This is a genomic window from Natronolimnohabitans sp. A-GB9, assembly GCF_030848565.1.
In the GTDB taxonomy this organism is placed as follows: Archaea; Halobacteriota; Halobacteria; order Halobacteriales; family Natrialbaceae; genus Natronolimnohabitans.
Genome location: NZ_JAVDDV010000020.1, coordinates 1 through 22,028, shown reverse-complemented (window position 1 = coordinate 22,028; position 22,028 = coordinate 1). Strand labels below are relative to the sequence as shown.

The 22,028-nt window shown below is 63.1% G+C and carries 22 protein-coding genes; 16 read left to right on the top strand and 6 right to left on the bottom strand.

Annotated elements, in window-relative coordinates; all coding sequences use genetic code 11:
• Positions 1-5: 5 nt before the first annotated feature.
• Both RBH26_RS17580 and btuC read right to left on the bottom strand, forming a co-directional pair.
• Positions 6-1,448, bottom strand: coding sequence for a heme ABC transporter ATP-binding protein (locus RBH26_RS17580; RefSeq protein WP_306759688.1), 1,443 nt, complete (start codon positions 1,446-1,448; stop codon positions 6-8).
• On the bottom strand, positions 1,445-2,575 hold the full coding sequence (gene btuC, locus RBH26_RS17575) for a vitamin B12 ABC transporter permease BtuC (protein ID WP_306759687.1): 1,131 nt from the start codon (positions 2,573-2,575) through the stop codon (positions 1,445-1,447). The genes RBH26_RS17580 and btuC overlap by 4 nt, the downstream gene beginning before the upstream one ends.
• Positions 2,576-2,635: 60 nt before the next feature.
• Between btuC and RBH26_RS17570 the strand changes: the two genes are divergently transcribed.
• The 4 genes from RBH26_RS17570 (at position 2,636) to RBH26_RS17555 (ending at position 5,574) form a co-directional block, all read left to right on the top strand.
• Complete coding sequence (locus RBH26_RS17570) at positions 2,636-3,718, top strand: PGF-CTERM-anchored ABC transporter substrate-binding protein (protein WP_306759686.1); 1,083 nt, start codon at positions 2,636-2,638, stop codon at positions 3,716-3,718.
• A gap of 62 nt (positions 3,719-3,780) precedes the next feature.
• The gene (srp19, locus tag RBH26_RS17565; protein ID WP_306759685.1) at positions 3,781-4,062 is read left to right on the top strand and encodes a signal recognition particle subunit SRP19; all 282 of its coding nucleotides are present in this window, start codon (positions 3,781-3,783) and stop codon (positions 4,060-4,062) included.
• A gap of 1 nt (position 4,063) precedes the next feature.
• Positions 4,064-4,321 carry a Gar1/Naf1 family protein gene (locus RBH26_RS17560; RefSeq protein WP_306759684.1) on the top strand — a complete coding sequence of 86 codons (258 nt, stop codon included), beginning with the start codon at positions 4,064-4,066 and terminating at the stop codon, positions 4,319-4,321.
• Positions 4,322-4,521: 200 nt separating this feature from the next.
• A complete protein-coding gene (locus RBH26_RS17555; RefSeq protein ID WP_306759683.1) occupies positions 4,522-5,574 on the top strand; it encodes a presenilin family intramembrane aspartyl protease PSH in 1,053 nt (350 codons plus the stop codon).
• A gap of 9 nt (positions 5,575-5,583) precedes the next feature.
• On the opposite strand, the gene RBH26_RS17550 is transcribed toward RBH26_RS17555, so the two are convergent.
• The 3 genes from RBH26_RS17550 to RBH26_RS17540 form a co-directional block, all read right to left on the bottom strand.
• Positions 5,584-6,291: a DUF6517 family protein gene (locus tag RBH26_RS17550; protein ID WP_306759682.1), complete on the bottom strand. Its 708-nt coding sequence runs from the start codon at positions 6,289-6,291 to the stop codon at positions 5,584-5,586.
• Between the two features lie 258 nt (positions 6,292-6,549).
• The gene (gene cysS, locus RBH26_RS17545; protein ID WP_306759681.1) at positions 6,550-8,043 is read right to left on the bottom strand and encodes a cysteine--tRNA ligase; all 1,494 of its coding nucleotides are present in this window, start codon (positions 8,041-8,043) and stop codon (positions 6,550-6,552) included.
• A 96-nt stretch (positions 8,044-8,139) separates the two neighbouring features.
• Positions 8,140-8,637 carry a hypothetical protein gene (locus RBH26_RS17540; RefSeq protein ID WP_306759680.1) on the bottom strand — a complete coding sequence of 166 codons (498 nt, stop codon included), beginning with the start codon at positions 8,635-8,637 and terminating at the stop codon, positions 8,140-8,142.
• Positions 8,638-8,754: 117 nt separating this feature from the next.
• Here RBH26_RS17540 and RBH26_RS17535 point away from each other — a divergent pair, with 117 nt between their 5' ends.
• The 9 genes from RBH26_RS17535 to RBH26_RS17495 all read left to right on the top strand — a co-directional run bounded on the left by RBH26_RS17535 (position 8,755) and on the right by RBH26_RS17495 (position 18,558).
• The gene (locus tag RBH26_RS17535) at positions 8,755-9,009 is read left to right on the top strand and encodes a BolA family protein (protein WP_306759679.1); all 255 of its coding nucleotides are present in this window, start codon (positions 8,755-8,757) and stop codon (positions 9,007-9,009) included.
• 66 nt (positions 9,010-9,075) lie between these two features.
• Positions 9,076-9,537 (top strand): PH domain-containing protein, encoded by a 462-nt coding sequence (locus RBH26_RS17530; RefSeq protein ID WP_306759678.1) that lies wholly within the window; start codon positions 9,076-9,078, stop codon positions 9,535-9,537.
• 4 nt (positions 9,538-9,541) lie between these two features.
• Complete coding sequence (locus RBH26_RS17525) at positions 9,542-11,248, top strand: PH domain-containing protein (protein ID WP_306759677.1); 1,707 nt, start codon at positions 9,542-9,544, stop codon at positions 11,246-11,248.
• A 79-nt stretch (positions 11,249-11,327) separates the two neighbouring features.
• Entirely contained in the window at positions 11,328-12,743 is a 1,416-nt protein-coding gene (locus RBH26_RS17520) for a class II fumarate hydratase (RefSeq protein WP_306759676.1), read from the top strand.
• A 322-nt stretch (positions 12,744-13,065) separates the two neighbouring features.
• Positions 13,066-13,299 carry an HVO_2901 family zinc finger protein gene (locus RBH26_RS17515; RefSeq protein ID WP_306759675.1) on the top strand — a complete coding sequence of 78 codons (234 nt, stop codon included), beginning with the start codon at positions 13,066-13,068 and terminating at the stop codon, positions 13,297-13,299.
• A gap of 1,026 nt (positions 13,300-14,325) precedes the next feature.
• Positions 14,326-15,420 carry a rhodanese-like domain-containing protein gene (locus RBH26_RS17510; protein WP_306759674.1) on the top strand — a complete coding sequence of 365 codons (1,095 nt, stop codon included), beginning with the start codon at positions 14,326-14,328 and terminating at the stop codon, positions 15,418-15,420.
• A 264-nt stretch (positions 15,421-15,684) separates the two neighbouring features.
• Positions 15,685-16,857, top strand: a complete 1,173-nt coding sequence (locus tag RBH26_RS17505) for an FAD/NAD(P)-binding oxidoreductase (RefSeq protein ID WP_306759673.1) — start codon at positions 15,685-15,687, stop codon at positions 16,855-16,857.
• Between the two features lies 1 nt (position 16,858).
• A complete protein-coding gene (locus RBH26_RS17500) occupies positions 16,859-17,704 on the top strand; it encodes a DUF1641 domain-containing protein (protein ID WP_306759672.1) in 846 nt (281 codons plus the stop codon).
• A gap of 182 nt (positions 17,705-17,886) precedes the next feature.
• A complete protein-coding gene (locus RBH26_RS17495; protein ID WP_306759671.1) occupies positions 17,887-18,558 on the top strand; it encodes a peroxiredoxin in 672 nt (223 codons plus the stop codon).
• A gap of 281 nt (positions 18,559-18,839) precedes the next feature.
• Here the strand turns inward: RBH26_RS17495 and RBH26_RS17490 are convergent, their stop codons facing one another.
• Positions 18,840-19,178, bottom strand: coding sequence for a hypothetical protein (locus RBH26_RS17490; RefSeq protein WP_306759670.1), 339 nt, complete (start codon positions 19,176-19,178; stop codon positions 18,840-18,842).
• A 115-nt stretch (positions 19,179-19,293) separates the two neighbouring features.
• Between RBH26_RS17490 and RBH26_RS17485 the strand changes: the two genes are divergently transcribed.
• The 3 genes from RBH26_RS17485 to RBH26_RS17475 all read left to right on the top strand — a co-directional run bounded on the left by RBH26_RS17485 (position 19,294) and on the right by RBH26_RS17475 (position 21,929).
• Positions 19,294-20,367 (top strand): NAD(P)/FAD-dependent oxidoreductase, encoded by a 1,074-nt coding sequence (locus RBH26_RS17485; protein WP_306759669.1) that lies wholly within the window; start codon positions 19,294-19,296, stop codon positions 20,365-20,367.
• Positions 20,368-20,588: 221 nt separating this feature from the next.
• Entirely contained in the window at positions 20,589-21,764 is a 1,176-nt protein-coding gene (locus RBH26_RS17480) for a rhodanese-like domain-containing protein (protein WP_306759668.1), read from the top strand.
• Between the two features lie 27 nt (positions 21,765-21,791).
• Complete coding sequence (locus RBH26_RS17475; protein ID WP_306759667.1) at positions 21,792-21,929, top strand: hypothetical protein; 138 nt, start codon at positions 21,792-21,794, stop codon at positions 21,927-21,929.
• The last annotated feature ends 99 nt before the right edge of the window (positions 21,930-22,028 follow it).

Here is a 22,028-nt window from a genome sequence, read left to right as displayed (position 1 = left end):
TGGGCTCAGTCGCTCGAGGACTCGGCCTGGAGACCCGTCCGTGACTCGTCTTCCGACGAGGCCGAATCGTCCCCTACCGCTCTGAAACGAGCGTATGACGTTGTCGTCTCCACCCCTTCTCCCGACTCGAGTGCCGCGTCGACAGCCTCGAGAACCGTCTCCGGGCTCGCCTCGAGCCCGCCGCCCTGGCCGTGATCTCGCGTCGTCGACGGCTCCTCGTCTCCCTGCCCTCGAGACGACCCGTCGTCGGGCCGCGTCACGACCACGACCGCGCTCGCTTGCGTGTCGACCGTCTCGAGCAGCCGTCCGATTCCCGCCCCGGTCGACTCGACGACGTCCTCGGTGACAACCGTCACGTCGGCGTCCCGAACCCGGCGCTCGAAGGTCTGCAACTCGGCCGGCGACAGCGACTCCAGCGGCGGAACCTCGAGACAGTCGACATCGAGATCACGGGCGGTTTCGGCAGCCGTATCGCCCGTGGTGACGGGCCCGACGGAGAGTTCAAGCGACGCCGCTGTCGCCTCGAGTCTGGCGACGACGCTCGCGGCGGTCGATCCGGTCCCGAGGACGTGAACACCCGCGGTGCCGTCGCCGACGGCGTCGAGTTCGTCTCTCGTTCTGCCTGGTAGCGCCGTCACCGTCTCCGTCCCCGTCACCGGGTTCCGGGTGACGGTCGCGGACGCGTCGAAGACGTCCTCGAGGGCCCCACCGGTCAGGACGTCGGCCGGTGGACCGTTCCGGAACACCGAGCCGTCGGCGAGCATCACCAGCCGATCGCAGTACCGTGCCGCGAGGTCGAGGTCGTGGATCGCCGCACAGACCGTTCGGCCCTCGTCGACGAGCTCGCGAACCAGTTCGAGGGTCTCGAGTTGGTGGTTGATGTCGAGACTCGCCGTCGGTTCGTCGAGTAACATCGCGGGGGTCGCCTGGGCGATCGCCCGCGCGAGCACGACGCGCTGGCGCTGGCCGCCGCTTACCTCGTCGATCGGCCGCTCAGCCAACTCCGCGGTCCGCGTTCGCTCGAGGGCGTCAGCGACGATCTCCCGATCCGCCGGCGTTGGGCCGGAGAACCGGGACCGGTGTGGATGCCGGCCCATCTCGACGACGTCGCGGACGGGGAAGGAAAACGACAGCGTCGTATCCTGGGGAACGACCGACACCAGCTGACTCGAGGTCTTCGAGTCGACCGCGTGGACGTCGACGCCGTCGACCGTGACGGTGCCGGCGTCTGGCTCGAGGGCGCCGCTGAGTAGCCGCAGGAGCGTCGTCTTCCCGGCGCCGTTGGGGCCGACGAAGCCGACGAACTCGCCGGGCTCGACCGAGAGGGAGACGTCCTCGAGCACCGAGAGCTCGCCGAAGGAAAGCGAGCAGTCCTCGACGGTGATCGCGGCCGGCTCGGGGGACGATACCTGGGTTCGCTCCTCACGACCGTCGTTCGAACCGATCATATCGAGTGCACCTCCCGCCTGGACAACAGATAGAGGAAAAACGGTGCGCCGACTGCAGCCGTGATGATGCCGACGGGGACGACCGGCGTGTCGAGTTCGGGACCAAACGGGAGCGGCAGTCGCCCCGCTCGAGCGATCGTGTCCGTCACCACGAGAAACGAGGCGCCAGCGAGCGCGCTCGTCGGGAGCAGAATTCGGTGATCGGGGCCGACGACGAGTCGCATCATGTGGGGCACGACGAGGCCGACGAAGCCGATGACGCCGGCGACGGCGACCCCCGCCGCCGTGACGAGACTGGCCACTGCGAGCAGGAGGAGTTTCGTCCGCTCGACGTCGACGCCGAGATGGTGGGCGTCCTCCTCGCCCAGCAACAACACGTTCAGGTCGCGGGCGTAGGCAAACAGGATGCCGACACCGACGACGATCACCGGCAGGGCAAAGCGGATGTCACCCCAGTTGCTGTTGGCGAGATGTCCCATCGTCCAGATGACGGCCTCGCGGAGGTCGTCGCCGCTGTGGACGAGCATGAACGAGATCATCGCGCCGAGAAACGCCTGAACGGCGACACCTGCGAGCAACAGCGTGGCGACCGGCGTCCGCCCGCCTTCGGTCGCGATCGCGTAGACGAGAAACGCCGTGAGAAGCGCACCGACAAACGCCGAGAGGTGGAGGCTGGCAAACGGCACCAGCGCGGGAAACGCGATCGCCGCGACGGCGCCGGCGGCGGCGCCCGAGGAGACGCCGATGATCGACGGATCAGCCAGCGGATTCCGGAAGAACCCCTGCATCACCGTTCCCGCGGCTGCAAGCGAGAAGCCAACCGTCGCCGCGAGTGCGATTCGTGGCAGGCGGATGTCCTGGACGATGATCTGGTGGGTCTCCTGGACCTGAAACGAGAAGACCGACGCGTACTCGAGGCCAGGGATGGGGACGCCGACGCCGACGATCGGCACCGTCGCTGTCTCGACAGTGACACTCGAGGGAACGACGACGACGTTGAGGGCGGCTTTCGCGACCGTCATCGCCTCGATCCGGACCGACCCGAGGGTCGCGCTGCCGACGACGACGCCGACGAGGAGCGCGAGCAGCCCCGCCGACCACGCGGCCGTTCGGACCGGTCGCTGCATGTATTGCAATCTCGATTGGCTTAGACAAATATTTGTTGAAGATCGGCTATTGATCGGACGATGAGACAGAAACTTGTGGTACTCGTTGCAGCGCTGATGGCGTTCTCGCTGATCGCGCCGGCGGCGGCTGCCGACACAGGAACAGCCTCGCAAACGACCGACACCGACTGTGAGTATCCGATCGAACTGACTGACGCGCACGGCGAGACGATCACGCTCGAGGAACCGCCGGAATCCGTGGTGACCGTCGGTCCGAGCGACACGCAGACGGTTTTCGAGATCGGGGCCGAAGACACGCTCGTCGGAATGCCCGACAACCCGGCCGTCGATCAGTACGAGTTGGGCGACCGAACGGCGGTCACGGACGACTACGAGATTCTCCACGAGCAGATCGTCGAACTCGACCCTGACGTCGTCCTCGCTGCGAACGCGACGTTCGACGACGACATCGAGACGCTCCGCGATGCGGGACTCGACGTCTACCACTTCGACGAAGCGAACTCGATCGACGACGTCTACGACATCGTCGAGGAGACCGGTCAACTCACCGGTGAGTGCGAAGGCGCCGACGAGACTGTCGACTGGATGGACGACCGTCTCGACATCATCGCAGATGCCGTCGAAGGTGAGGACCGACCACTCGCGTACTACGCGATGGGCGCGGACGGGACGACCCCTGGAACGGAGACGTTCCTCCACGACGGAGTCGAGACCGCAGGCCTCGAGAACCTCGGCGAGCGCGCAGGCATCCAGTGGTACGCCGAACTCTCCGAGGAGGACATCGTCGACGAGAACCCCGAGTGGATCATCCACGGCGACGACGCCGATCCGGAAGATGTGATGCCCGACGTGGCCGAGTCGACGACCGCCTATCAGGAGGGTAACGTCCTCGAGATCGACGCGAGCGCGTTCAACCAGCCTGCACCCCAGGTCGTCTACGCGATCGTCGACATCGTCGAGGAAGTCCACCCCGACGCCTACGAGGAGGCAGCCGAAGGGCTGGAAGACCGTGACGACGTCGACACTGACGACACTGACGACACTGACGACGGCGACGCTGACGACACGATCCCCGGCTTCGGCGTGCCCGCCGTGATCACCGCGGCGCTCGTCGCCGCCGGCTTCCTCGCTCGCCGACGATAACCGCCGTTCTCGGACGACCGTTTTTGAAAAGGGTTTACCCGTCGGACTGTCGAGATGAGTGTATGGTCGAAAACGTCATCTGGCCCGCGTATATCGATGCGAACCGTACGCGCTCGGAAGGACGACGCGTCTCGGAGGATCTGGCAGTCGAAGAGCCGACGGTCGACGAGATCGCCAAGGCCGTCCAGCAGATCGGCTACGACGCCACGATCGAACGGGACAAGTCCTACTCCCGAGAGCACTGGGCCGACCGTGGCCGGGTCGTCGTCCGCGGGGCCGACGACTCGACGAAAAACGACCTCGTGCAAGCCGTCGCGGCGTACGTCGTCGCGATGCGCGAGTGAGATGCGCCGGGTCGGCTCGGTCGTCCGCACCGCACAGGGGCTGGCCGTATTGCGGGCGGACGACGCCAGCGGAGCAGACGAACACGGCACGGACGCGTTTCGCGACGAGATCGGGACGATGGTTGTAGACGACTCCCTCGAGTCGGTCGGCCGCGTCGTCGACGTCTTCGGACCGGTCGAACGGCCCTATATCGCCGTGACGCCCGACGACGACGTCCACCTGCCGTCGCTCGTTGGATCGACGCTGTACGCGAGATAATACCCTGTACGCGAGCAATACCGCTCGAGACGCCGTCTCGTCGCACTTCGCACTTCGCACTTCGCACTTCGCACTTCGCACTTCGCACTTCGCACTTCGCTCTTTGCTCTCCGCTCTCCGCTCTCGAGCGGCTGACTGTCTGTGTGTGATCGCGGACAGAGACGAAAACACCCATACGAACGGGGTGCGAACCGCGGGCCATGAACCATCGGACGCGAGTCATCCTCGCCGTCGGGCTGACGGTCGCGCTGTTTCTCGGCGTCCAGCTCGGCGCCCTGGCGCTGGTCGAACCCTTCCAGGAGGCCGGCCACCAGGCCGTCGAGGACCCCGACGATCCGACGAACAGCCTCGTCTACTTCGGTATTATCCTCGTCGCGACCGGCTTCATGTTGCTGGTCTTTCGATACGACGTCGACTGGCTCATCAAGGCCTTGATCGTCGGCGTCAGCGTGATGCTCTCGTGGTTCGTCTTCGCCGAACTCGTTCCGCCGGTCGTCACCGTCGGATCGGTCAACGCCATCGCCGTCGCCGGCGCACTCGCCTTCGGCGCGGCGCTGTACTGGTATCCGGAGTGGTACGTCATCGACGCGACCGGCGTCGTGATGGGAGCCGGCGCGGCCGCGCTTTTCGGGATTAGCTTCGGACTCCTGCCGGCGATCCTGTTGCTCGCCGTCCTCGCCGTCTACGACGCGATCAGCGTCTACGGAACCGAGCACATGCTCGACCTCGCGGAGGGTGTGATGGACCTCAAGATCCCCGTCGTCCTCGTCGTTCCGACGACGCTCTCGTTCTCGTATCTCGAGGACGACGGCGCTGCAGACAGCCTCGAGGAAAACGGCGAGAGCTCGAGTGAGGAACCCGAAGATCGACACACGGATGTTGCGGATCGACGGACGGCGCCCGACGCCGCACACGAGGACGACTCGGCGCCGGCCGCCGAATCGGACGAGATCGACCCCCAACGTGACGCGCTTTTCATCGGTCTCGGCGACGCCGTCATCCCATCGATTCTGGTCGTGAGCGCGGCGTTTTTCCTCGAGGCCGGCACCATCGACGTGCCGGGCATCGCGTTGAACCTGGCCGCACTCGGCTCCATCGTCGGGACGATCGCCGGTCTGCTGGTGCTCATGTACATGGTCCTGAAGGGACGTCCACACGCTGGACTCCCCTTGCTCAACGGCGGTGCGATCGGCGGCTATCTCATCGGTGCACTCGCGAGCGGGCTGTCGCTGACGGCGGCGCTTGGCTTCTGATCGTCGCTATCAACCGTCGCCCTCGGCCTCGCGAAGCTCGACGTCGACGTCGTCGCCGTGTTCGATACCGGTGACCATGGTATCGATCGCGTCCCGCTCGGAGTCGAGTGGCACGTCTTCCATATCGGGTGTGACGGCGATAACCACGAGATGGTCGTCGCCGTGATCGGGCTGGGCGACGTCGACGAGGATATCGACGCCGACCTCGTCGTGGAGAGTCGCCGTCCCCTCGTAGGTCTCGAAGGACACCGACGTCTCGAGCCCACCGATCTCGTCGGCGTCGATCGTTCGGCTATCGACGTTGTCCTCGATCTCGAGTTCGTCGTACTGCTCCTGGACGTACTCGGCGAGTTCCGCCTCGCTCATGTCACCGACCGGATTGAACTCCTGGCCGGCGACGCCCACCTGGGGCGTCGTGACGAGGGCGAAGACGCCCGCTTCCGGCTCCATACCGAGGCCCCCGAGGGGGAGATCGATCGTCCGCGTGTATTCGGTGATGTAGTTCGTGGCCTCGACGTCTTCGCCGGCGAATTCCCGTTCCTCGATCCGTTCGACGGTTCCCTGGTACGCGTATCCCGTCTCGTCGGCTACGTCCTCGCTGACGCGGATCGGTGCCGCCTCGAACGTCGTAACGTCCTCGAGAACGCCGTCGAGACAGCCCGCCGACGCGCCGACGATACCGGTCGTCGCTGCGGCGACGAACAACCGTCTATTCATCCTGTTCTGGTCGACCTCGTTCAAAGATATAAACGCCGCGATGACCGTCAGTCGTCGTCTTCCGTTCTCGGTACGGACGTCACGAGCGCCGAAAACGGAACCTGACGACTGTAGTCACAACTGAACCTGTTCCCACACCGATCGCCCGGCGCACGGCTCACGCCGGTCCCCGCTCGCCAGGTCGCGGGGCTCGCCGGTGGTCGCCTCGACCTGCGCTCCTCGCGTGCGATCGGGTGCGCACTGACGGTCAGTGGCTACTCACTCCCCAGAGGGAAGCCGGTAGGTCGCGCCGTCGTCGGTGTCTTGCACTTCGATGCCAAGCGCCTGGAGCTCGTCGCGCAGCTCGTCGGCGCGCTCGTAGTTGCCCGCCTCGCGTTCCTGCTCGCGGACCTCGAGGACGAGGTCGATCACGTCCTCCGCGAGGTCTGCGGTGCCGGTCGTCTCGCCGGTAAAGGAGAGCCCGAGTACGTCGCCCAGCTCCTCGAGTGTGTCGACGGCCCGCCGGAGGCCCCGGTAGTCGTACTCCTCGCGATCCTCGAGGTGGGCGTTGATCGCCGTCGCGACCTGCAGCAGCGCCGACTGAGCCTCCCGTGTGTTGAAGTCGTCGTTCATCGCCGTAACGAACGAGTCGCGAGCGTCGTCGACGTCGGCATGCAGCGACTCGTCGGTGACTTTCGTCCGAGCGTCGGGCGAATCGAGAGCCTCGACGGCCGTCTCGTAGGCGCGCTCGAGGCGGTCCCAGCGCTCCTCGGCCTCGGCGATCGTCTCGTCGGAGTACAGCTGTTTGCTGTTGTAGGAGCCGGCGGTCAGGAACGTCCGCAAGACGTTGGTCCCCCACTGGTCGACGGCGTCGGCGACGGTGACGAAGTTGCCCAGACTCGAGGACATCTTCTCGTCGTCCATCTGGAACAGCTCGCAGTGGAGCCAGTAGCTGGCGAACTCCTGTCCGGTGGCGGCTTCGGACTGGGCGATCTCGTTTTCGTGATGGGGGAAGACGAGGTCACGACCGCCGACGTGGAGGTCGAGCGTCTCGCCCAGGTGAGTCATGCTCATCGCCGAGCACTCGATGTGCCAGCCGGGTCGTCCCTCGCCCCACGGCGACTCCCAGGTCAGCCCTTCGGGCGGCTCCGTACCGTGGTCGACGCACTCGTGGCTGTGTTCGTGGACGGCGTCGGGGTCGACACCGCCGGCCTTCCAGAGCGCGAAGTCGGCCGGGTTACGCTTCTCGGAGCGCTCGTCGGGGTCGCCTTGCGATTCGATCTCCTCGAGTTCCTGGTTCGAGAGCTTGCCGTACTCCTCGAAACTGGTCACGTCGAAGTAGACCGAGCCGTTTGCCTCGTAGGCGTAGCCGTTCTCGATCAGCGTCTCGACGAGATCGATGATCTCGGGGACGTGTTCGGAGACGCGGGGGTAGACCTCCGCACGACGGAGGTTCAGCGAGCGCATGTCCGCGAGCGTGCGTTCGATGTACGTCTCTGCGACGTCACCCTCGTCCTCACCGAGATCGTCCTCGCCGATTCGAGCGACGATCTTCTCGTTGACGTCGGTGAAGTTCTCGACGTGACGTACGTCGTAGCCGAGGTACTCGAGCCAGCGGTGCATGACGTCGACGTGGACCCACGAGCGGGCGTGTCCCAGGTGGGGCGGATCCGAGACCGTCAGGCCACAGTAGTAGAGCAAGACGTCGTCGGGATCCTGTGGCTCGAACGGCTCTTTCTCGCCCGTCAACGTGTTCGTCACGTGCAGGGTCATTAGGCTCACTTCCCCCGGACGCAAGTTAAACGGTGTGATGGACGCTCGAGCGCCCGCGTGTCCGGTTCGTTCGGCAGCCGGTGAGCGCCGACCTCGTCACTCCTCGTCGTTCGGAACCGCCTCGAGCGCGTCTTCGACGGTCCGCAAGGCGGTTGCTCCCTCGCGTCGGTCGACGACGACGAGCAACGACTCCCCGCCGACGGCGGCCGCGGTCGGCGTGATTTCCTCGAGCGACAGTTGCCGAAGCGTCGCCGACAGGGCAGCCGTATCGACGGCTCCGGTCGCGACGATCGCCGTTCGATCGCCGTCGATCGGTCCGAACGCCGTTTCACCGACGGTGACGAGCGCGTCGTCCGCGTCGGGGTCGACGGGGCCGACACCGCTTTGCATCCGCACTCGGACGTCTCGAGATTCGGTCTCGTAACCCGGCAGTTCTTCGGCGTAGCGACGCAGTGCCGTCGCGATCGCGTCGGTTTCGCCGTCGACCTCGAGAAAGCGGGCGGCGGCGGTGTAGTTGACGACGCCGGCCCGCAGCGCGGTCACGAGAAACGGGTGGTTCTCGACGGCGCATCGCGTCTCGGCTGCGAGTGACATAGGAGCGACAGCGGCGTGTGACGGGATAAACGCGACGGTCGCGGCCGCCACGAGGCCACTGGTAGTCGGTCGACGTCGACCGCCGTGTTTTTGCCTCGAGCGGCCCACGTTCTTATCATGAAGCCAGCAGACGTCGAGGACGTCATCGAATCGAACCTCGAGGACGCGGAGGCGACGGTCACACACGCCCGCGACAAACACGACGACGATCACCTCGCGGCGACGGTCGTCTCCCCGGTGTTCGAAGGGATGGCCCTGGTCCAGCAACACCAGCAGGTCTACGACGCACTCGGCGACCACATGACGACTGACATCCACGCCCTCGAACTGTCGACGTACACGCCCGAGGAGTACGAGGAACACGAAGGGTAACGCCGTCTTCCGCCAGGCTGAAACCGGAACCGCAGCTTTATCCTGTGTTCCTGATACGATATGCGTATGGAAGCGCTTCATCCCCGAATCAGGCTGCTCTGGATCGCCCAGGCCGCGATCACGGCGATCGTACTCGGCGTCGTCCTCGCGGCGGTCGACCAGTGGGTGGTGGACGTCCCGACGGCGATCATCGCCGGCGTCGTCGCCGTCGGGATCGTCCTCGGCTCCGCCTACGCCATCCGGCTCTACCAGGTCTGGCGGTTCGAGATCCAGCCTGACGCCCTCTACCTCGAGCGTGGCGTGGTCACCTTCGTCGAAACCGCAGTCCCGTTCGTCCGGGTCCAGCACGTCGACACGCAGTTTGGCCCCATCGAACGGGCGCTTGGGCTCTCGAGTGTGGTCGTCTACACCGCGGGCTCGCGAAACGCCGACGTCCGGATTCCCGGGCTGACACCCGACCGCGCCCGCGAACTCCAGGATACGCTGCGTGAACTAGCAGTCGAGAGCGAAGCCGACGACGCCGTCTAATCGTATGAACCGACTCCATCCACTCAGTGCGGTCACGTACGCCCTCCAGTATGGCTTTCTCTGGCTCTCGCTCGCGATGGTGCTTACCGTCGTCCTCGGCGGGGTCTTCGATCCAATCGGTTCGACATGGTTCCTCGTTGCCGCACCGCTTGGATTCGTCGCCGGCGTCGCGTACGGTATCGCCTACTACTACCGGTTCGAGTACGGCATCACGCCGGATACGTTCGACGTCTCCTCGGGCGTGGTCGCTCGCCGATCGCGGGAGATCCCGTACGAACGGATTCAAAACGTCGACGTTCGACAGGGGGTGCTCCAGCGGCTGCTCGGACTCGCCATCGTCTCGCTCGAGACCGCCGGCGGCGGGACGACCGAAGCGACGCTGAACTTCGTCAGCGAGTCCGAAGCGCGCCGTCTCCAGGATCGGATCCGCCAGCGAACCGCCGAGATGAAAGAGCGCCGTCGCCGCCGCGAACGCGAGGCGGCCAGCGAGGTGGAGCCGTCGGAACCATCGGAACCGACCCCCGACGACGAGCGCGACGCCGCGGAGCCGGTCCCCGGCGACGAGACCGACACCGTGGAACCGAGCGTCCCTGAACCGACGCCGGCCAACGAATCGGAGCCTGTCGCCCCCGAGGACCGTCGGGAACGACCGCCGGAACCGACCCGGCCGCGTCGACAGCGGCTGTTCGACCTCGAGGCGCGTGAGCTTCTGCTGTACTCGTTTACCTCGTTCCGGCCGGCAGCCGTCGCGACCGTCCTGGTCGTTTTCTTCTTCGCGACTGATCTGATCCTCGAGTTGCTGGTTACCATCGCACAGCCGTTCGGCGGCCCCGAGGGGATCGGTGAGGGGACGACGGCCAGCTACGGGATCCTGACGATCGTCTCGGCGATCAACGGTATCATCATCACGTACGTGTTGAGCGTCGCCTACACGTTCGGGACTTACTACGACTTCCAGCTCGGCCGAACCGGCGAGGACTTCGTCTACGAGCGCGGCCTGCTTCAGCGCTACAGCGGCTCGATCCCAGTCGAGAAGGTCCAGTCGGTGACGGTGACCGCAAACCCTCTCCAGCGGCTGATTGGCTACGCCGGCCTGTGGGTCGAAACTGCCGGCTACGGACCCGACAGCAACGGCGGCAGCCAGTCGGCGGTCCCGCTTGCCAAGCAAGGCCGGGTCCACCGGTTCACCGAGAACCTCACCGGCGTCGAGACGCCGTCGTTTGCCAGCCCACCGCCGATGGCTCGGCGGCGGTATCTCGCTCGCTACTCGATCATCGCGACTGTCATCGTCGCCATCTTCTTCGGCCTCTCGTGGATCACGCCCTTCGAGGCGTGGTACGTTTCGGCGATCGTCTTCCTGGCGGTGCCGCCTGCAGCTCACCTGAAGTACGTCAATCTCGGCTACTACGTCGGGGAGGATCACCTGGTCATCCGCCGGGGCTTCTGGAGCCGACGAACGACCGTGATCCCCTACTACCGGATCCAGACGGTCAACACGCGCCGTTCGATCTTCCAGCGCCGCCTCGGTCTGGCGTCGCTGGTCGTCGACACCGCGAGCTCGCGGACGTTCTTCTGGACGACGCCGACGATCTACGACGTCGACCTCGAGGACGCCCGCGACGTCCACACGACGGGTCGGAAACGCCTCCAGTCGGCGCTTCGCGAGCGCGCTCGCGACGACGAGATGGGGCTGTCGGTCGATTTCACGTGACCTGATATGGTCGGCTCCGACGGCGAACCGTGAATTTCGTTTCGGTGGCTTTTACCTCACCCACCGAGACGTCTCGCCTATGGCAGAGGATGACGAGTTCCGCATCGAGGAGGACAGTCTCGGCGAGATGCAGGTGCCCAAAGACGCCTACTGGGGCGCACAGACCCAGCGGGCCGTACAGAACTTCCCCATCTCCGGGATCACGTTCGGCCGCCGCTTCGTCCGTGCGCTGGGCGTCGTCAAGAAGGCCGCCGCACAGGCCAACCGTGACCTCGGGTTGATCGAGGAGGACGTCGCCGAGGCGATCATCGAGGCCGCAGACGAGGTCATCGCCGGCAAACACGACGACCAGTTCCCGGTCGACGTCTTCCAGACCGGTTCCGGCACCTCGTCGAACATGAACGCCAACGAGGTCATCGCCAACCGCGCCGCCGAGATCATGGGCGCCGAAATCGGCGACCGCGTCGTCCACCCCAACGACCACGTCAACTACGGCCAGTCGAGCAACGACGTCATCCCGACCGCGATGCACGTCGCTTCCCTCGAGGCCGTCGAGAAGGACGTCACTCCCGCACTCGATACGCTTCGGGAGTCTCTCGAGGAGAAAGAGGAAGCGTTCGACGACGTCGTCAAGACCGGTCGCACCCACCTCCAGGACGCGACGCCGGTCACGCTCGGCCAGGAGTTCTCCGGCTACCGCACGCAAGTCGAGAAGGGTCTCGCCCGCGTCGACAAAGTCCGCGAACACCTCGCCGAACTCGCACTCGGCGGCACCGCCACCGGCACGGGCCTGAACACCCACGAGGAGTTCCCTGGCCGCGCCGCCGAGTACATCACCAAGGAGACCGGCGTTCAGTTCCGCGAGGCCGACAACCACTTCGAGGCCCAGGCCGCCCACGACGCGATGAGTGAGGCCCACGGCGCACTTCGCGTCGTCGCCGGCTCGCTGAACAAGATCGCCAACGACCTGCGTCTGCTCGCCTCCGGGCCGCGAAACGGTCTCGGTGAGATCGAACAGCCCGAGAACCAGCCCGGCTCGTCGATCATGCCCGGCAAAATCAACCCCGTCGTCGCCGAGGCCGTCAACCAGGTTCACAAACAGGTCGTCGGCAACGACGCCGCCGTCTCCGCCGGCGCCGCCGAGGGACAGATCGACCTCAACCTCTACAAACCCGTACTCGCACACAACTTCCTCGAGTCCGCCGAACTGATCGCGAACTCGAGTCAGGTCTTCGCCGAGCGCTTTATCGACCCGCTCGAAGCAAACGAGGAGTACTGCGCAGAACGTGTCGAGGAGTCGATGGCGATGGCCACCTCGCTGAACGTCCACATCGGCTACGACAAGGCCAGCGAGGTCGCCAAGACCGCACTCAAAGAAGACAAGACGGTTCGCGAGGTCGTCCTCGAGAAGGGATACCTAGACGAGGAGGAGGCAGACGAGGTCCTCGATCCCGCGAAGATGGCCGAACGGGGTATCCTCGGCCAGGACGACTGAGACGGATTGCCGTAACGATTTCCGGAACATCCACAGCCGGATCGCAGGTGGGTCACACTGACGGCAACCGGTGACGCTTACCGGCAGTCGTCGCACTTCTATCTACTTTCTTACACAGTGGCGCACTGTCGTGTGGCAGACGACTTCGATTCCCGAACGTGACGAAAGCTGGAGAACTCGAGCGTGAGTAAATCAGTGATCCGGTCGGTCTTTTTTCCCGTTAGGTCGACGCTAAATCGACGTAGTGGGGCCGAATCACGGCCGATTACGACGTAATAAAAGAACCCAAGCAGTTTTGTCGGAGGCTCTCGTCTGACGTAATATGCACACTTGTCGTAACTGCAACCAGTCCTTCCAGACCGAGCTCGCCCTCGAGCTCCACCGGGACACGTGCAAAAAGGGACAGCTCTTCTGTCAGGTATGTGGGGACCGATTCCGAGAGGCCGACGCGACTCAGGACGGCTGGCACTACGAGTGTCCGAACGACGACTGTGACGGTGACGGGCTTCAAGAGGACCTGTATCGCGTCGACGACGTTCGAACGACGACCCACTGATACGGACCGCTGTCCCGCCGATCGTCGACCCTGTTCTGGCGATCGGCGGTCATTGGCGACAGTAGATATCCGTCGGCTTCTCTCGACACGTTCTTTGCTTCCGGAGGGTGGCGTCTCTATCTCGACTGTCGTTCGATCACGAGTGGATAAACTCCCAAATAGTTTCCTCTTCACTCGTATAGAACTCCCTATAGGTATTGAAAGAGATAGTATACGCATCGAAGACAAACGTTCTTACTGACCCGGATCCCGGGATCAGCGCTCGTAGCTATATGCCTCCTCGCATACGAAGAAGACAATATATACAGTAAATCGAGTATATGTTTCCTATATCTAGCTATATATTTCGAGTGACACAGATGGCAGTACCACCGAATAGACGCTATCTGCTATGTGAGTATAAACTTTCACTTGTTTATATTTGATCGAATCCGGATTCCCTCGGTTCAGTTCTGTCGGTGATGATCCGATTACGACTCTCCACACGATGTGGACGCCTTCTTTCCGAGAGAGCGAACGTACCAGATGCTCGACTCGTGACTCGAGTCTGGCTACTGTATACTCGTTCTAGATGAACAGAGCTCTAGTTTATCCGTATCGTTGTCGGTTCGTCCTCGGAATGAGGGAAGGGGCCGAGAGCCCCAATAATCGGTATTCAATAGCCGTTCTCGCGAGGTGAACACTTGAACGGCAACAGTACCTTGCTTCCGGATACAAGTATGACCCGTGGTACGTCCTTCGAAAGAAAGAACCGGCGACAGTGTTTTATTGCTCAATCCACGGGTTATCGCGGACTCCCGAACACATTCGTCAATTATATCTCCTTCGGTTCCGACGAGTGAAGATGCCGAAATGATTTCTTCATCATTCCGGTGATTACACCCGTACATATGTAAACTAATGCGCAATATTTTCGCCTTGTTTGCCAGAACGACCGGAGGCGACGCGTGCGGGTGCGAACAACATTAGTTGACCGGTGGCGAAAGAACTGTATAGGCAACGGCCCTACTTGGAGCTAGATCAGCCATGGCGGAAAACCAGACCGACGCCGCACTCGAGGACCTACCGCCGAGTTCGAAATTCATCTACAAGACTCTCGACGACGAGGGTCCGATGACGCTCAAGGCGCTGACCGAGGAGACGCTGCTTTCCTCCAGGACCGTCCGATACGGGCTCGACCAACTCGACGACGTCGGTCTCATCGACTCTTCGCCAGCCTTACACGACGGCCGTCAGACGTGTTACCGACTCGCTGGCGAAGCGTGTGGCGAAGACGAGAGTGAGTCGTCGGTTCTGGTGTCCCCGGAGTGGGTCGAAGAACGACTCTCGGAGTTCGAGCAAGACGATCCGGAACTTCGGCTCGTCGAAGCGGATGCCGAATACGAAGACGGACATATCCCAGGCGCCGTCCAGGTCGACGTCCTCGCCGATCTCGTCGACGTCGACGGGTGTGGAATCGCTGACAAACACTGCTTCGAGAACTACGTCGGCTCCCGTGGCATCACCGAGGAGAGTACGGTCGTGATCTACAGCACCGACGAAAACCAGTACGCGGCGTATCTCTACTGGCTGTTTAAGTACTACCGTCATACTGACGTACGATTGCTCGATGGGGGTAAACGACGGTGGACGGAACTCGGTGGACCGACGACGACCGACCGTCCGACCGTTACCACCCAGGAGTACACCGCCCACTCCGCCGACGAACGGATTCGTGCCTACCGAAGCGACATCAAGTCCGCGCTTGCACGCGACGTCACGATCGTCGACGTCCGCTCACCGGCCGAGTACCGCGGCGAGCAGACCCAGCCGCCGAACAAGAACCTTCCCGAAGCACGGACTGCAGGCCACATTCCGGGCACCGCCCACATCACGTGGTCGGAAGTGATCGACGAACACGGCCAGTTCAAAGACGAGACAGCCCTCGCACAACTCTTCCGTGACCGAGAGGTCCAGCCCGATACGGAGACGATCGTCTACTGTCACGTCGGCGAACGATCGTCGATCGTCTGGTTCGTCCTCTCTGAACTCCTCGAGTACGACGTCGTCTCGAACTACGACGGCTCCTGGATCGAGTGGGGGAACCTCATCGACGCCCCAGTCGAGACCGGCGAGGAGTAACACTGTCGGACAGTATACCCACACGACTCACAGAAATCGTTTCGGCAACCGATCACTGAGTGGCTTCGTCGTCGGTCGATACGACCGCTATAACAGTTTCTGACTGTCCTGAGACGTAGCTGTGTCACATTGACTGCTGGAAAGCGTCGTGACGAACGACGGTTGACGCAATATTTGCATCCACGTTTCGATGACTGACCGTCCCCCGACATTGTTACTCATAAACACAAGTTTAGGTGGTATTGGCCCCGTATTTGGCGGTGTATGGTCCGTATAGTCGTAGTTGGGTCCGGGTCCGGTGGAGCGATGACGGCGAATATCCTCCGTCGCAAACTGGACGCTAGCACGGCCGACATCACGGTCGTCGATAAGAGCACCGATCACTACTACCAACCGTCGTTTTACCTCATTCCGTTCGGCTATCTCGAGCCCGATCAGTCGCGGGACGTCGACGAACTCCTCAAGCCGGGCGTCGAGTTCGTCCACGATGCCGTCACCGGGATCGATCCCGATGAGGAAACCGTCTCACTCGCGGACGGAGACGACCTCGAGTACGATTACCTCGTCGTCGCGACCGGGCACCGACTCGATCCGAGCGCGATGCCGGGTCTCGTCGAAGCCTGGGAAGAACACGACGACGTCTACCCGTTCTACCACTACGAGGCCGCCCTCGAGATGCGCGAGGCCCTCGAGAACTTCGACGGTGGGACGTTCCTCGTCACCCAGCCCGACACGCCGATCAAGTGTCCGGGCGCGCCGCTGAAGCTGACGATGCTCGCGGAGGACTACTTCCGTCGACAGGGCATCCGCGACGACGTCGAGGTCATCATGACCCGCAACGCCGAACACCACTTCGGCGTCCAGCCCTACCGCGACAAACTCTACGAGATCTGGAACGATCGTGACATCGAGTTCAAGGAGAACTTCTCCGTCGACCGGGTCGACCCCGATGCGGGCGTCGTCTACGGTGCCGACGGCGAGGAAATCGAGTACGACCTCTACGCGCCGGTTACGCCACAGTTCGGGCAGAAGGCGATCACCGAAGGATCGCCGCTTGCGGACGGCTCCGAGTCCGGCGAGTACGTCACCATCGACCAACACACCTGCCAGCACGACGACTACGACAACGTCTTCGCGCTGGGAGACTGCGAGAACGCACCTCACTCCAAGACGGCCGCGGCCGCCCGCAAGCAGGCCCACGTCGTCGGGAAGAACCTGACGTCGCTGGTAAACGACCAGCCGATGCTCGAAGAGTACGACGGCTACGCCGCCTGTCCGTTGCTCACGAAGAAGGGGAAGGCGTTGATCGCCGAGTTCGACTACGAGGGACCGATCTCCGCACCTGTCGAGAGCAAGATGAACTGGATCATGGACGTCAACGTCCTCCCGTCGGTCTACTGGGACGCCTGGATGAAAGGCTACGATCCACTCCCGTAACATGGCTCAGAAAGACCAATCGGTAGACGGTGACTTCGGCGATACGCCCTTCGAGGCAGCCGAAGTAAACGAACTCGCTCGCACGCTCGAGGAAAACGACGAGGAACTCGCCGAACTGCTCGAGACCTTAGTCGTCGTCCAGGATCTCTCGGCTGACCTCGCGCCCGAACTCCGCGAGGCTGCCCACGACTCCCGCGAGCCTATCGCCGAGTTACGGACGGCCTTAGAGAAAGAGGAGACGCTCGTGCTCATCCAGCAGGTCGGCGAGAACGCCGATACGCTCGTCGAACTGCTCGAGACGCTCGAGGTCGTCGACGATCTGGTCGGCGATCTGATTCCAGAGCTCAAGACGGTCGTCCGTGAGAACCGCGAGACGATCGCGCGGATCCGGGTCGCACTCGAGCGCGAGGAGACGCTGACCCTGCTCGAACGGCTCGGCGAGAACGAGGAGACGCTGATCGAACTGCTCGAGTTGCTCGACGTGACCTACGAGCTCGCGGAGGACCTGGTTCCCGAGGCTGTAGCGGTCGTCCAGGAGAACCGCCAGCCGATCACGGAGCTTCGGATGATGGTCGCTGGGTTCAGTCAGGCCTATGCCGACGCCGACCTCGAACCCCACCAGCTCGGACAGAATCTCGGGAACATGCTCGTGTTGGGGTGTCAGCTCGGTGACGAGGAACTCATCGACTCCGTCGAGTCGGGCCTCGGTGCGTTCACCGAGGAGGAGCCGCCGAAAAAGATCGGTCTGCTGGGAATGCTCGGTGCGCTTCGCGACGACGACGTCCGGCAAGGACTTGGCGTTCTCGTCGAGTTCCTTCGCCGGATGGGCGCGTCACGATCGAACTAACCCCGGCGCCGACCGTTTCGTTTTCGTTACTGTTTCTCTCCTCTGTGTCTGTTACCACCACCCACGTCACTGTTCTCGAGTAGCGAAATAATCACCCGTATCTCCCGCCATGGACTATAGTCTCCGAAAAGATTTCTTTTTGAATAGGGATTATAGTTGGGCAGTCCGTAAGCTGAAATGCAATGACTGACGAAAGTGACGGGAGTGGATTCCCGCTCATCGGCGACCAGTTCCCTGAACTCGAGGTAGAGACGACACACGGTTCCAAGACGATTCCCGACGACTACGAGGGCAAGTGGTTCGTCCTCTTCAGCCACCCTGGTGACTTCACGCCTGTCTGTACGACCGAGTTCGTCGGATTCGAACAGCGCCGCGAGGAGTTCGAAGAGCTCAACGCCGAACTGATCGGCCTCTCGATCGACCGTGTCCACTCTCACATCAAGTGGACCGAGTGGATCGACGAGGAGATCGGCGAGGACATCGGTTTCCCGATCATCGCCGACGAGAGCGGCGACGTCGCCGACGCGCTCGGAATGGTCCATCCCGGTCAGGGCACGTCGACGGTCCGTGCGGTCTTCATCGTCGACCCCGACGGGATCACGCGCCAGGTCCTCTACTACCCCAAGGAGATCGGCCGCAACATCGACGAAGTGCTGCGCTCGCTCGAGGCACTCCAGACCCACGAGGAGGAAGACGTCGCACTGCCGGCCAACTGGCCCGAAAACGAGAACTTCGGTGACAAAGCGCTGCTCTCCCCGCCGGGAACGGTCGAGGAAGCAGAAGCCCGCGCGGCCGAAGCCGAGGCCGAAGGGTACGAATCGTACGACTGGTGGTTCACGCTGAAAGAGGTCTGATCGGCCCTTCCCGAACGCTCTCGACTTTCGCCACCGAACCCAACCGAGGTCACTCAGCCTATCATCACTGAACGGACACCCCCTCCGGTGTCACGTTCGTTTACCTCGTTTTGCGACGCTCGTCCACGCCGACGACCTTCTACAATAGTGGTATGAACTGCTGTGTCGAGTTCCTGCCGATCGCCGACTCCGGCCCTGGCCATCGGCGGGACGTGACGACAGGAGACCGTCTGAAACGGCGGAGACGACTCGAGCGTCGCCGTCGAGAATAGCGTGCGATATCAGTCGCTTCGATCGTTCTCGCCGTACTGCTCGAGGGACTCCGAGACGGTCCGTTCGGAGACCTCTTCACGTCCCGCTGCAGACATCGCGAGCACGATCGCGTCCGGATCGAGTCCGGCCTCGTCTAACGCGACTGCCTCCGCTTCGACGTCCGTGAGCCCGTCTTCGTAGTACAGTTCGTTGATGCGGTCGTGGTGGCGGCGAGCGAGCGAAAGAGAGAGCTGTTTGATCGATTCGCGTTCGCTTTCGTCGGCGGGAAGGCCGTCGCCGTTGGCCGCCAGTCGGTCCAGTCGGTCGACCGGATCGACGGATTCGCCACTGTCGGAAGACGTCGTCATACGTACGCGTCGGTATGCGAGCTACTTATCTCCGACGGAGACGCTCCAATCAGCCGGCGCGGTAGTCGGCAACGGAGACACTTTTTTAGCCGGCGGACGACACCTCTCCGTACGAATGTACACGGACAACGGATTCGACTACGACGTCGCGGTCGTCGGCGGCGGCCCCGCCGGATTGACGAGCGCACTCTACACGACTCGACTGGGGCTCGATACGTTGATCGTCGATCGGGGTGGTGGTCGTGCCGCGATGATGAAAGAGACCCACAACGTGATCGGGATCGGGGAGGAGACGTCGGGTGCGGAACTGCTCCAGGCCGCACGCGAACAGGTCGAAGGCTACGGTGCCGACTACCGGCGTGGCTTCGTCGAGGACGTCACGCCGATCGAAGACACTCCGGAACCCGTCGAGAACGGATTTATCGTCTCGATGGGAGACGAGGAGTACCGCGTCTGTCGGGTCGTTCTCGCGACGGGCTTTTCCGACGAACGACCCGACCCGCCGCTCCCGCCGACCGGTCGAGGACTCCACTACTGTCTGCACTGTGATGCGTACATGTTCGTCGACGAACCCGTCTACGTGATGGGAACGAACGACGCCGCCGCGTACGTCGCGATGATCATGCTGAACTACACCGACGACGTCGATCTACTCACTCGTGGGGACGACCCCGACTGGAGCGACGAGACGGCCACCATGCTCGAGGCCCACCCCGTCGACGTCGTCACCGCTGAGATCACCGGGATGAACAAGGCCGAAAACGGGTGGCTCGAGTCCTTCGAGTTCGCGGACGGGACGGTCCGACCCTACACCGGTGGGTTCCCGATGTACGGATCGAACTACCACGACGACATCGTCGAGTCACTGGACCTCGAGCGCAACGAGGACGGCACGGTCGCCGTCGACGACGACGGCCGAACATCGGTCGACGGCGTCTACGCCGTCGGCGACCTCACGCCGGGTCACAACCAGGTTCCCATCGCGATGGGCGAAGGCGCAAACGCTGGTATCGCGATCCACATGGACCTGCGGGCGTTCCCCCGCTCGCTCGAGGCGATCGACGAGCAAGGCCCCGTCACCGACGCGGACGTCCCCGCGCTGTCGTCCTCGCTCGAGTCGACCGCCCTCGACCACGAGGGCCACGCCGGCGGGGTCGACGAAGGCTCCGAGACGGACACTGCAGACTGAGACGAACCGCTGTCCGACAGCACCGGGACGACCGTAACCCGGACCCGTCTTGCGGTCTCAGACAGATCGTACGAGTCGACCGCTCGCCCCGACTCGAGCGAGACGACCGGTGGCTGTAACTTCCGTAGATTCTTTCCGGAAAACGCCACCCCGGTCTCGAATGGGACAATTATTCTGGCTGCTCGAACCCTTAAGATTAGGCGGTACAAAGCTGCTACTGCATGGCCGAGGCTATTTCCGCAGCCGAACTACGCGATCGTATCGAGGCAGAAGACTTCGACGTCCTCTTCGACACGCGAGCACCGGAGGACTTCGAGGACTGGCGTATCGCCGAAGCAGAGAACGTCGAGTACTCGGGTTCTGACGACAGGCTCGTCGGCGATTTCGATCCTGAGGCGTACGACACCGACGACGACGTCGTCGTCACCTGTGCGACCGGCCGCTCTGCCGGGATGTTCGCCGAGTACTTAGAAGAAGTCGAGGGCTTCGAGAACGTCGCTCACGTCGAGGGTGGCATGGAAGACTGGAGCCTGGTCTACGACGTCGTCCCGATCGCGACCGAGCGTGACGACCTCGAGATCCTCCAACTGCAGCGTCGCGCGAAGGGTTGTCTGGGCTACCTGATCGGCTCGAAGCGCACCGGCAAAGCCGCGCTCGTCGACGTCACCCGTGCGACCGACGCCTTCGAGGGAGCCGCCGCCGAACGTGGCTACGAGATCGAACGGGTCTTCGACACCCACATCCACGCCGACCACATCTCCGCGGGCCGGGATCTCGCCGAGAAGTACAACGTTCCCTACCACCTCGGCGAACCAGCCAACACGCGTGACCCGCAGTTCGAGTTCGATCCGATCGAACCCAACGAGACGGTCGAGGTTGGCGACGTATCCATCAAGGCGGTTCATACGCCGGGTCACACGACCGGCATGACCTCCTATCTCGTCGAGGACGAGGCCCTGCTGACCGGCGACACGCTGTTCGTCGAGTCGATCGGCCGCACCGAACTCCAGTTCGCCGGCGAGGACGCAAAATCCGGTGCCCGCGTCCAGTACGAGACGCTCCATTACAAGATCGGGACGATGCCCGACCACGTCAAGATCCTCCCCGGACACTTCTCGCTGACCAACTGCGGCGAGTACATCGATGTCGAACCCGGCATGCCGATGTTCTCGACCGTCGGCGAAATCTGGGCGAAAAACGAGATCATCCAGCTCGATGAAGACGAGTTCGTCGAGCACATGTTCGACAACCTCCCGTCCAAGCCGCCGAACTACGAGAAGGTCATCGAGACGAACCTCGGCGTCTACGAACCGGAAGACGAAGACGAACGCAACGAACTCGAACTCGGTCCCAACCGCTGTGCAGCGACCGAAGACAGCGCCGTCGCTGACGACTAACTCGAGGACACGCCTATCTACACGACTATGCTCGGAATCGAAGGTGGAGTTACCGGCGCGTTTGCCGTGGTCGGTTTCATCCTCGTACAGGCGGTCGTCCTCTACGTCGCCTACGGCTGGCTCGAGTCGATCGTCAAGACGATCCGCTCCGATAAGGTGAACTAATCGATGGAGATACTCGGACTCAGTCTGCCGCTGCTCGCGTTGTTCGTGAGCTTCGGCTTTATGGTCGGGGTGTTGTTCGGCTTCTTCGGGATGGGTGGA

What these genes read in the sequence shown, in the direction of transcription:
- RBH26_RS17540 (WP_306759680.1), bottom strand. Translation starts at nt 8,637, where the DNA reads ATGTCACTCGCAGCCGAGACGCGATGCGCCGTCGAGAACCACCCGTTT.
- RBH26_RS17525 (WP_306759677.1), top strand. Translation starts at nt 9,542, where the DNA reads ATGAACCGACTCCATCCACTCAGTGCGGTCACGTACGCCCTCCAGTAT.
- RBH26_RS17490 (WP_306759670.1), bottom strand. Translation starts at nt 19,178, where the DNA reads ATGACGACGTCTTCCGACAGTGGCGAATCCGTCGATCCGGTCGACCGA.
- RBH26_RS17510 (WP_306759674.1), top strand. Translation starts at nt 14,326, where the DNA reads ATGGCGGAAAACCAGACCGACGCCGCACTCGAGGACCTACCGCCGAGT.
- RBH26_RS17530 (WP_306759678.1), top strand. Translation starts at nt 9,076, where the DNA reads ATGGAAGCGCTTCATCCCCGAATCAGGCTGCTCTGGATCGCCCAGGCC.
- RBH26_RS17560 (WP_306759684.1), top strand. Translation starts at nt 4,064, where the DNA reads ATGCGCCGGGTCGGCTCGGTCGTCCGCACCGCACAGGGGCTGGCCGTA.
- RBH26_RS17535 (WP_306759679.1), top strand. Translation starts at nt 8,755, where the DNA reads ATGAAGCCAGCAGACGTCGAGGACGTCATCGAATCGAACCTCGAGGAC.
- RBH26_RS17475 (WP_306759667.1), top strand. Translation starts at nt 21,792, where the DNA reads ATGCTCGGAATCGAAGGTGGAGTTACCGGCGCGTTTGCCGTGGTCGGT.
- RBH26_RS17580 (WP_306759688.1), bottom strand. Translation starts at nt 1,448, where the DNA reads ATGATCGGTTCGAACGACGGTCGTGAGGAGCGAACCCAGGTATCGTCC.
- RBH26_RS17555 (WP_306759683.1), top strand. Translation starts at nt 4,522, where the DNA reads ATGAACCATCGGACGCGAGTCATCCTCGCCGTCGGGCTGACGGTCGCG.
- RBH26_RS17550 (WP_306759682.1), bottom strand. Translation starts at nt 6,291, where the DNA reads ATGAATAGACGGTTGTTCGTCGCCGCAGCGACGACCGGTATCGTCGGC.
- RBH26_RS17485 (WP_306759669.1), top strand. Translation starts at nt 19,294, where the DNA reads ATGTACACGGACAACGGATTCGACTACGACGTCGCGGTCGTCGGCGGC.
- RBH26_RS17480 (WP_306759668.1), top strand. Translation starts at nt 20,589, where the DNA reads ATGGCCGAGGCTATTTCCGCAGCCGAACTACGCGATCGTATCGAGGCA.
- RBH26_RS17505 (WP_306759673.1), top strand. Translation starts at nt 15,685, where the DNA reads ATGGTCCGTATAGTCGTAGTTGGGTCCGGGTCCGGTGGAGCGATGACG.
- RBH26_RS17570 (WP_306759686.1), top strand. Translation starts at nt 2,636, where the DNA reads ATGAGACAGAAACTTGTGGTACTCGTTGCAGCGCTGATGGCGTTCTCG.
- RBH26_RS17500 (WP_306759672.1), top strand. Translation starts at nt 16,859, where the DNA reads ATGGCTCAGAAAGACCAATCGGTAGACGGTGACTTCGGCGATACGCCC.
- cysS (WP_306759681.1), bottom strand. Translation starts at nt 8,043, where the DNA reads ATGACCCTGCACGTGACGAACACGTTGACGGGCGAGAAAGAGCCGTTC.
- RBH26_RS17520 (WP_306759676.1), top strand. Translation starts at nt 11,328, where the DNA reads ATGGCAGAGGATGACGAGTTCCGCATCGAGGAGGACAGTCTCGGCGAG.
- btuC (WP_306759687.1), bottom strand. Translation starts at nt 2,575, where the DNA reads ATGCAGCGACCGGTCCGAACGGCCGCGTGGTCGGCGGGGCTGCTCGCG.
- RBH26_RS17515 (WP_306759675.1), top strand. Translation starts at nt 13,066, where the DNA reads ATGCACACTTGTCGTAACTGCAACCAGTCCTTCCAGACCGAGCTCGCC.
- srp19 (WP_306759685.1), top strand. Translation starts at nt 3,781, where the DNA reads ATGGTCGAAAACGTCATCTGGCCCGCGTATATCGATGCGAACCGTACG.
- RBH26_RS17495 (WP_306759671.1), top strand. Translation starts at nt 17,887, where the DNA reads ATGACTGACGAAAGTGACGGGAGTGGATTCCCGCTCATCGGCGACCAG.